Below are 8,992 nucleotides of genomic sequence, written 5' to 3' on the forward strand. Positions count from 1 at the left end.
TTGGAGCGGGAAACGAGGTTCGAACTCGCGACCCCGACCTTGGCAAGGTCGTGCTCTACCAACTGAGCTATTCCCGCTTATTGAGGTGCTTCGTAAGAAGTGGTGAGCATTATACAAAAATTTTTGTATCTCGCAACCTCTTTTTATTATTATTTTTTGTCTTTCAAACTATCTTTCCAACTAAGTGATTCAAAAACACCAAATAAAAATAGCCGTAACACTTTAAATTTGTCTTGTTGTTTTTCTTGTTTGGTCATGGTTGAGTTTAACATCCATGCTTGTAAACCATGAGTAACAGTAAAGGCGATTAAGCCAATATTGGCAACAACATTTGCCGGTTTTGGATATGGGTGGATTAAGTTAAATAATAAAAATAACCACATTAATGAGTATAAAGTTTTACCAATAAAGATGAACATTAATTATCTTCTCGTATAAATAGATAGCTGTGAACTTGCCCTGCAATTTTTTCACGATGTAAGCGCCAGTTAGTTGGAATATAAGTTGTTAGATCATGCTGTATTTCTGTTTCAATATAAATATAAGCCAACGGTTTTAGCCAGTTGTTATTTTCAAGTTCGTTAACCGTTTTTGCGACTAATGATTGATGAAATGGCGGATCGATAAATACAATATCAAACTGTTTTACTGCTGGCCTGTTTAGCCATTGTAAAGTATCAGTATGATAAATGTCGATTGCGTTGCTAGCAATAATCTGTTTATTTTTGCTAAGTAGCTGTGCTACTTGTTTATCTTTTTCGAGCAAAGTAACACTTTGGGCTCCTCTGGATGCTGCTTCAAAACCTAATGAGCCACTACCCGAAAAGCAGTCCAAACAATCACTATCATGTATAACTGGCATTAACCAGTTATATAGAGTTTCTTTGATTCGATCGGTGGTTGGGCGTAATCCTTGTTTGTCTAGTACCGACAATTTACGCCCACGCCATTTTCCGCCAATAATTCTTATTGAACCATTCATGCTAAATCCTTTATTAGAATAGTTCTGAAGTATTACCTTCTGAATCTGTTACTTTCGTGCCCACCTCTTGGGTCGCATAAGTCGTTGGTTCGGTACCTTTTATAAAGTACTCTGACATTGTTTTAGATCCAGATTGAGGTAATAGACCTGTTTTTTGATCAATAGTAACAGAAATAACATTAGCAGGTTTTACATCTTCTATTACTGGTACATCTTTTAGGGCAACTTTCATATAATCAACCCATATTGGGTTTGCGGTTACAGCCCCTGCTTCAGCTCGGACAGTTCGCCCCAAGTCACGGCGATGATCATCAAATCCCATCCAAACAGTAGTTACAATATTGCCACCAAATCCAGAAAACCAAACGTCTTTAGATGAGTTAGTTGTCCCAGTTTTACCTCCGACATCTTTTCTACCCAATGCTTTTACACGCCATGCAGTACCTTGCCAATCTGAACCACCAAATACGATGGATCGAAGACCATCTTTCATAATAAATGCAATACCACTATTTACCGTATGCGGTGCGTATTTTGGTGTTACATCAGTGACTTTATTTTCAGTATCAATATCAGGTAAAATTATATTATCATCTGCTTTTAGATTTTCTTGCTCTGGCTCTTCATTACCTAATTCGGTTGATTCATTTTCAACATTATCAAGTGATACTGGTGTGGCCCCTACAATGACGTCATCGTCAGTACAATTGTGACAAGCAATTAAAGGTTGATGCTGATAAATTAGACCTTTACCATCATTTTCCTCAATTTTTTCAATTAAATATGGTGATATTAAATAACCGCCATTAGTGATCACCGAATAAGCTCTTGCCACTTGCAATGGCGTAAATGATGCCGAACCTAAAGCTAACGATTCATTATAAGAAATATTTTCTTTAGGAAATCCAAAACGCTCTAAATAAGTCGCAGCATAATCTATACCAACTGCACGCAATGCTCTTACCATCATTACATTTTTAGACATTCCTAGGCCAATTCTTAAACGTAAAGGTCCTGCATAGGTAGGTGGTGAGTTTTTAGGACGCCATGTAGCACTACCCGCAGAACGAACAATTGGTGCATCATTAAGAAGCGTAGCCATTGTTAAACCTTGCTCTAATGTTGAGGTATAAATAAATGGTTTAATATTCGAGCCTAATTGCCTTAGTGCTTGTGTTGCTCGATTAAATTTACTCAAATTAAAATCATAACCACCAACAATCGCTTTGATTGCACCATTGTCTGAATCAAGTGATACTAGCGCAGCGTTAACAGCTGGAATTTGTGATAATTCCCAATTATCATCAGTTTTTTTGACCCAAATTAACTGTCCTGCCTTGATGGTGTCAGAGACTTTTCTTGGGTAAGCGCCTTGTCTTGTATCGCTAATAAATGGACGCGCCCATTTCATGTTTTGATATGCAATAGTAATATTACTTTTATCAGATAATACCGCTGTTGCTTCTTTATCTGAAGATGTCATGACCACCGCTGGGCATATTCCGCCATAGCACATGTATTTATTAAGAGTTTGCTGGATTTGTTCAGAATTCCATGGTGCTTCGTCTGGTTGCCATAATACTTTTTCAGCACCACGATAACCATGTCTGGTATCATACTCAATAATATGCTTTTGCACTGTTTCTGTTGCAGCTATTTGATCGGTTTTTGAGATAGTTGTATAGACTTTATAGCCATCTGTGTAGGCATTTTCGCCAAATTTGTCGTACATAAATTGACGTGCCATTTCGGCAACATAAGGCGCCGAAAACTCAATTTGTGGTGAGTGGTAGCTAGCGCCTAACGGCTTTTTAATCGCTTCGTCATATTCTGCTTGAGTAATATAGGATTGATCTAGCATTCGTCCTAGTACCCAATTGCGTCTAGTCAATGCTCGTTCTGGATGTGAAATTGGGTTGTAAGCTGATGGTGCATTTGGTAAACCAGCTAATAAAGCCGCTTCATCAACAGTTAACTGTTCAGGTGTTTTACCAAAAAAAGTATAAGATGCAGCAGCAACACCATATGCCCTCGATCCGAAGTTAATCATGTTAAGGTATAGTGCCATGATTTCTTCTTTTGATAACTCTTTTTCCATACGGATAGCCAAAATCATTTCTTTGACTTTACGCGCTATACTTTTTTCAGGTGTTAAGAAAAAGTTCTTAGCGACTTGTTGCGTAATTGTACTGCCACCTTGAGAAAATCCTTTCTGCTTTAAACCAATATACATCGCTCGAGCAATACCAACTGGATCGATGCCAAAATGTTCATAAAAACGAGCATCTTCAGTTGCAATGACCGCATTAATAACTATTGGAGGAATTTCATCATATTTCAGAGGGGTTCTACGCCGTTCACCAAAAATGGCAATTAATTCACCATCTTTGCTTAATACTTGCATTGGTGTTTGAAGTCGAACATCTTTTAATGTAGTGACATCAGGAAGATCCTTTGAATAATGAGCATAACCTGCAATACCAATAATTAAGCCACAAAGAAATAAGCCAATGAATAATTTTAGAATAATTTTTAACACTCTAATTAATATCACAAATCTTTCCTATTCTAAATTTTAAGGCAAAAATAATGGCACGAGAGTTCTCTCTGCGCCAAATTTAGTAACACTATCTTCAGTTCTGGATCTTCACATTGACATTAAAAAAAATGTCTATGGTTGATCGCTCGTTTATTAAAACACACAAAAATTATGCGCATTATCTCCCATATTTGTCTTTATTTTAAGTAATTTTTTGCAAAAGAATGAAATAATCCTAATTTAACTAAAGTAAAGAATGAATTATGTGGAGCATAAAACTTAGCATATCAAAGATACAATTACAGATTTCAACTCTTTTTTACTCAGTGTTAATCGCACTTTGTTTAGTTATGTTTGCTAACACATACTTAAATTGTTATACCTTTGTTATTATTCTATTATTAATAATAGAATGGTGGCACAGTCTACGTTATTTCAAAACTATTAAAGACGAATTTGCGCTATTTCACTGTATCAATCAAATATACTGGCACAAACAACGTTGGTACTTAATGCATAGACCGTTGATATTTCGTTATATCATTATTTTAAACTTAAAATCACGACATAATGGCAAACGCTGTACGCTATTATTAATGGTTGATAATCTTCAACCTAATGATTGGCGTACATTACGTTTTTACTTAAAGCAAATCGAATTAAATTGACAAAAACACCTACTTTCCTGAAACTTTTTGCCATAAAAATCGTTACACTAATGGGATTTTTTGATCCAATACTGATAAGGTTGAGATTCTATTTGCAATGACAGTAATTGATGATCCATATGGCGACAAAAGCTAGGTACATCACGAGTAGTTGCAAAATCATCAGCGATCACATAAAGAACTTGTCCTATAGATAGTTCTCGGATCGCTTTTCTAATTAACATAATAGGTTCAGGACAACGCAATCCAAGCGTGTTGAGTTCTTTATCAATAGTTATATTCATATTTAATAATTATAAAAACAGTTTACTTAGATAATGTGGTACAGCATCTTGAGCGTTAGAGCCAATAACCTCTAACTCAGGCAATAATGATTTTAATTCCGAGCTTCCGTTTTGCATTATACAACCTTTACCTGCGGCTTTTAACATTTCGTAGTCATTCATGCCATCACCAAAAGCGATACTATCTTTTAAACTGTAACCTAATTTTTCTACCACTTTTTTTAGTGCACTACCCTTAGACACATTTTCGGCCATCACTTCAAGGCAATTTAAGGTTGAAAAAGCAATGCTAAGTTTGTCACCAAATTTTGCATCAAGTCGATTCTTTAATTGGACTAAATGCGGGTAAAGTGCATTATCCGTTGTCGTAAAATAAATTTTAGCAACATCGCTAGTGTCAAAATTAAGTGGATTAAATAATTGATAAGTAAAATCTGTGTCTCGAAAGAATTCTAATGAATATGTATCTTCCTTATTAATTAACCAATGATCACCACGATATACATGAGTATAAATTAAAGGATCATCCATACTCATTTTAGCTATTTCACTAGCAAGCGATGGGGAAATACTTTGGCTAAAAACTAGATTACCTTCGCTATCATGCACCCTAGCACCATTTGCTGTTATCATAAAGGCGTCAATTTCCATGTTTTCACGCATTTGAGCGACATCAATGTGGTGTCTGCCAGTTGCAAAAACAAAGTGAATGCCTTTTTTACGTAACGCTTGAAGGACTTGCTTGGTATAAGGTGATAAGCTATGTTCAGGAGTTAATAAAGTACCGTCTAAATCAGAAGCAACAACATGCATAATATTCTCTACTTTTATAATTAATGGTAATAATAATAATAATAATATACTTTAAAACAATATTTACTTATCAAAGCAACTGCTAAAACAAGTTAAAGTATGATACAACTCCGTTAACATTTACTCAACCAATTGCGGTGTAATAAAAATAACCAACTCTCGTTTTTGCTGTTTTTTTCTATTATATTTAAATATATTTCCAATAATGGGCACATCGCCCGCACCAGGTACTTTTTGTTGCCCATTGGTGTTAAACTGTTGAAAAATACCACCTAAAACTACTGTTTCGCCATTTCTTATTTGAACTTGTGTTTTGATCTCTTGTGTATCAATAGCTATTGCCTCACCACCATCACTACGTTTTATTGAGCGACCAGCCGTATTTTGCGTAATGTATAAGTCTAAAATCATCCTATCATCTGTTAGTACTTTCGGTGTGACCTCTAGCCCTAACACCGCAGGCTTAAATTCAATAGATGTTGCACCATTACTACCACTAGAAACCTCGTAAGGAATTTCAGTACCTTGTTTTATCGACGCCATATTTTGATTGGCTGTTAACAAATTTGGGCTGGCTATAATTTCAAGTTGATTTTCAGATTCGAGCGCTGATAACTCTAAATTAAGTAAATGACCAGATATTTTAGCCAAATTAAAACCTACAGTTGTGGTGGGATAACTAGCTCCAAGCCCCACATCGAACTTATCTAATAATTGCGATGATTTTCCTGAATATCCCCATTTTATACCCAGCTCTGACATGCTCTCCTCATTCATGGTAACAATATGCGCTGAAATATGAACTTGAGGCATTGGTTTATCCAGTGTTTTAACTAATTTTTGGATATTAGCAAATTGTTTAGCTAAATCGGTAATGATAAGCGAATTTGTCCGCTTATCGAGCGTAATCTTGCCCCGTTCTGATAATAATCCTTGTTGTTGAATTGTTTCAATTAAGGTGGCTGGGTCTGCATGATTAACAGCTATAGGCAAAGAATTAAGTGGTTGGTTTAATTCTTTTTCTCTTTGTTCAGATTGCTGTTTTTTCAATAAAACTTCTGGTTCTATCGCTTTAGATACGAACAAAATATTATCGTCAATTTCGGCTTGTAAATTTGCCGAATCTAATATGATCTTTAGCGCTTTGTGCCAATCAACGTTGTTGAGTTTAATGGTTTGCTTAATTGGTATATCTTCGGTCATGACTAAATTCATCTGCTGATTATCGGCTAAAGCTTGTAAGATAATTGCAATGTCGGTTTGGTAGAATGTCATTGAGATATTTTGTTGCGAATCGACATTTACTGATTGCTTCATATTTGCGTAAGTTGTATTTATGATCATTGTTACAAATATAAAAATTATTACAGCTAACAAACTTATTATTGCTTTAATCAATCTGCAAATACATTGTTCTAGCCATTGATGCTTTTGATTCTTACTATTGTTATTATTCATTTAGCGACATTGTCCATGATACAGTACTATGGCAATAATCAGGCAAATCGGCCTGCCACGTTATTTTATCGTTTAATAAAGATTGCAAACGCCAAGGAAACAAAACGTTAGGCACCACATCATCAGTTATTGCTAACCATTGATTTTCAGATGTTAACCAAATTTGCTGATAATTCTGATCAATTTGATTCATGCTTCCCCTAAAATGCCAAACTTGAATTTGTTCAAGCAGTAACGTCGTTTGCTCACTACAAGAAACTGAGTAATTTTGTTGAAAAGGATCTCGTTCTAAAGACACATCGGCCTTTAGTTCAAAACAGATAACAATTAATAAACTAATAAATTGATAGATATAACGTTTCACTTTATGCCTTTTTAAATAAGAGCGTAAACATGATCTGTAACTGCTGTTCTTGCTTGCTGATTTTTAGATTCTGAAAATCAAGATAATAAAAATCATCCGTTAATGATGAAATTAAAGTCATAAAATCAAAAAATTGCCCTTCTAATTCAATATCCCAATTAACCGTATTGTCAGTTTGATAATGTTTAAAGGAACTTAGTGTTAGATGATTTTGTTCAATGGCCAACGCTAATTCTTTTTCAGATATCAAACTATATAAACTATTTTTACTTGCCTGATAACGCCTTACTTTTGCCTGTAACAATTTAATTTCAGTAATCTTTTGCTGATATAACTCGGCCTTTAGCTCAGCTTGTTGCTGGCCTTCTTTAATAAAAAGTTGATAAACAATAACAAAAAATGCTAAACAACATAAAATACACAATGCGTACTGTTGCCAAACTGGGCGATAGAAAAAATCACTGTTCATTAAGTTCCATTTCCATTTCAAAAAATAAATTATTCTTATTGGTCGATACGGTCTTTATTTGACTTTTAGCGATATTTTTTAGCATTAACAAATTTTGGTTAAAATGAGTAAGTTCGACATAACTAAAGCTTTGCCCTTCTATTGCTACTTTTTTAGGTTCATAATAGAAAGAATCAAGCCAAATTACTGAAGGTAACTGTTCTGAAAGCAATAATAAGGATTGCTGAATTTGTTTTTGGCTTAATGATGGATTAGGCAAATAATTAACTAATTCTTCAGTTAATTTTTGTACTATCTTTTGCTGGTGTAATAATTTTTCATCATAAGTTTTTAAATCATTTCGAGCTTGTATCCACAAATAACAGAGTAAACAACTTATTATGCCCATAAATCCAATAACCACGCCTGTCAATTGTCGTTGATGTTTTGTTTGTTTCTCTTGCCGCCAAGGTAAAAAATTAACTTTATTATTTTCAAATCGACAACCTACAAAAGTTAATAGTCGTTGATGCTTTTTAAAAAGATTGATCCAATTTTCAATATAATGACGTTCAACTATCATCACTGTAATTTGTTTTGTATGTTCAGTTGAATAAACAAAATCAAAAAACACACTTTTAGCCGACACTTGGAATAATTTATAGATGTTAGCTTCAACGTATAAACTCAATTCATTTAAATTTAGCTTTACATCAGGTAAGTTTAATTGTTGTATTTGAATTAAATTGATATCCAAATTAAGTTCAAATACCGCACGCTCAGAAATTTTTTTTCGTAACTCATCAATAAAAATATCTATATCATTTTCATTTTGATAATTAAATACAATCAGATCTTCGCTAGTGGCTGTTGTAGCATTTCGCTTAACTGAATTTTCAATCCTATAGCGCAAAATTGTAGGTTCGACATAAATAATGACGCTACTTTTATTAAAAATCATGATGGATTATCTTCTTGTTTCTGATAATAGCATCACTTAATCATAATCATCTTTTCCTAAATAAAAACTGACAAAAGCGATTTTTGCGAACTATCACCCAAAAAATGTTTAAAATTAAATCGAACGAAGTAGATTTTAGAGAATTTTAAAAAAAAAGGTTGACTGAAATAAGTCGTGCCTTATAATGCACATCCACACGGTAAGGGTGATTAGCTCAGTTGGGAGAGCACCTCCCTTACAAGGAGGGGGTCACTGGTTCGAACCCGGTATCACCCACCAATCTTTACCGTGATGTTTCAGTAATGAAACACTTGGGGTGATTAGCTCAGTTGGGAGAGCACCTCCCTTACAAGGAGGGGGTCACTGGTTCGAACCCGGTATCACCCACCATCTTTAAGATGGGTCGTTAGCTCAGTCGGTAGAGCAGCGGACTTTTAATCCGTTGGTCGAGCGTTCGAATCGCTCACGACCCACC

At 34.8% G+C, this 8,992-nt stretch carries 10 protein-coding genes and 4 tRNA genes; 4 read left to right on the plus strand and 10 right to left on the minus strand.

The genetic code is table 11. The annotated features are described in order from the left end of the window. Position 1: 1 nt before the first annotated feature. The 4 genes from J6569_RS10715 to J6569_RS10730 form a co-directional block, all read right to left on the minus strand. A tRNA-Gly gene (locus J6569_RS10715) sits at positions 2–77 on the minus strand. Positions 78–149: 72 nt separating this feature from the next. Beyond that, positions 150–419 (minus strand): DUF1145 domain-containing protein, encoded by a 270-nt coding sequence (locus J6569_RS10720; protein ID WP_085164689.1) that lies wholly within the window; start codon positions 417–419, stop codon positions 150–152. After that, on the minus strand, positions 419–982 hold the full coding sequence (gene rsmD / locus J6569_RS10725) for a 16S rRNA (guanine(966)-N(2))-methyltransferase RsmD (RefSeq protein ID WP_296318424.1): 564 nt from the start codon (positions 980–982) through the stop codon (positions 419–421). The genes J6569_RS10720 and rsmD overlap by 1 nt, the downstream gene beginning before the upstream one ends. 13 nt (positions 983–995) lie before the next feature. Then, positions 996–3,536 (minus strand): PBP1A family penicillin-binding protein, encoded by a 2,541-nt coding sequence (locus tag J6569_RS10730; protein ID WP_208610442.1) that lies wholly within the window; start codon positions 3,534–3,536, stop codon positions 996–998. A gap of 248 nt (positions 3,537–3,784) precedes the next feature. Here J6569_RS10730 and J6569_RS11320 point away from each other — a divergent pair, with 248 nt between their 5' ends. Further along, on the plus strand, positions 3,785–4,189 hold the full coding sequence (locus tag J6569_RS11320) for a protein YgfX (RefSeq protein WP_366941275.1): 405 nt from the start codon (positions 3,785–3,787) through the stop codon (positions 4,187–4,189). A gap of 47 nt (positions 4,190–4,236) precedes the next feature. Here the strand turns inward: J6569_RS11320 and tusA are convergent, their stop codons facing one another. The 6 genes from tusA to J6569_RS10760 form a co-directional block, all read right to left on the minus strand. Next, entirely contained in the window at positions 4,237–4,473 is a 237-nt protein-coding gene (gene tusA, locus J6569_RS10735; protein ID WP_065589573.1) for a sulfurtransferase TusA, read from the minus strand. Between the two features lie 9 nt (positions 4,474–4,482). Next, positions 4,483–5,289: a Cof-type HAD-IIB family hydrolase gene (locus J6569_RS10740; RefSeq protein ID WP_065589572.1), complete on the minus strand. Its 807-nt coding sequence runs from the start codon at positions 5,287–5,289 to the stop codon at positions 4,483–4,485. 117 nt (positions 5,290–5,406) lie between these two features. Beyond that, the gene (locus tag J6569_RS10745) at positions 5,407–6,603 is read right to left on the minus strand and encodes a secretin N-terminal domain-containing protein (protein WP_296318425.1); all 1,197 of its coding nucleotides are present in this window, start codon (positions 6,601–6,603) and stop codon (positions 5,407–5,409) included. Between the two features lie 133 nt (positions 6,604–6,736). Next, positions 6,737–7,108, minus strand: coding sequence for a hypothetical protein (locus tag J6569_RS10750; RefSeq protein ID WP_296302752.1), 372 nt, complete (start codon positions 7,106–7,108; stop codon positions 6,737–6,739). A 1-nt stretch (position 7,109) separates the two neighbouring features. Beyond that, on the minus strand, positions 7,110–7,577 hold the full coding sequence (locus tag J6569_RS10755; protein ID WP_296318426.1) for a hypothetical protein: 468 nt from the start codon (positions 7,575–7,577) through the stop codon (positions 7,110–7,112). Beyond that, on the minus strand, positions 7,567–8,517 hold the full coding sequence (locus J6569_RS10760) for a PilN domain-containing protein (protein WP_296318427.1): 951 nt from the start codon (positions 8,515–8,517) through the stop codon (positions 7,567–7,569). The genes J6569_RS10755 and J6569_RS10760 overlap by 11 nt, the downstream gene beginning before the upstream one ends. A gap of 203 nt (positions 8,518–8,720) precedes the next feature. Between J6569_RS10760 and J6569_RS10765 the strand changes: the two genes are divergently transcribed. The 3 genes from J6569_RS10765 (at position 8,721) to J6569_RS10775 (ending at position 8,990) form a co-directional block, all read left to right on the plus strand. Next, positions 8,721–8,796 (plus strand) — tRNA-Val (locus J6569_RS10765). A 35-nt stretch (positions 8,797–8,831) separates the two neighbouring features. After that, positions 8,832–8,907: transfer RNA gene (locus J6569_RS10770), tRNA-Val, on the plus strand. 10 nt (positions 8,908–8,917) lie between these two features. Continuing rightward, a tRNA-Lys gene (locus J6569_RS10775) sits at positions 8,918–8,990 on the plus strand. The last annotated feature ends 2 nt before the right edge of the window (positions 8,991–8,992 follow it).

Origin of the sequence: Gilliamella sp. (genome assembly GCF_024104075.1) — a bacterium.
Classification (GTDB): domain Bacteria; phylum Pseudomonadota; class Gammaproteobacteria; order Enterobacterales; family Orbaceae; genus Gilliamella; species Gilliamella bombi.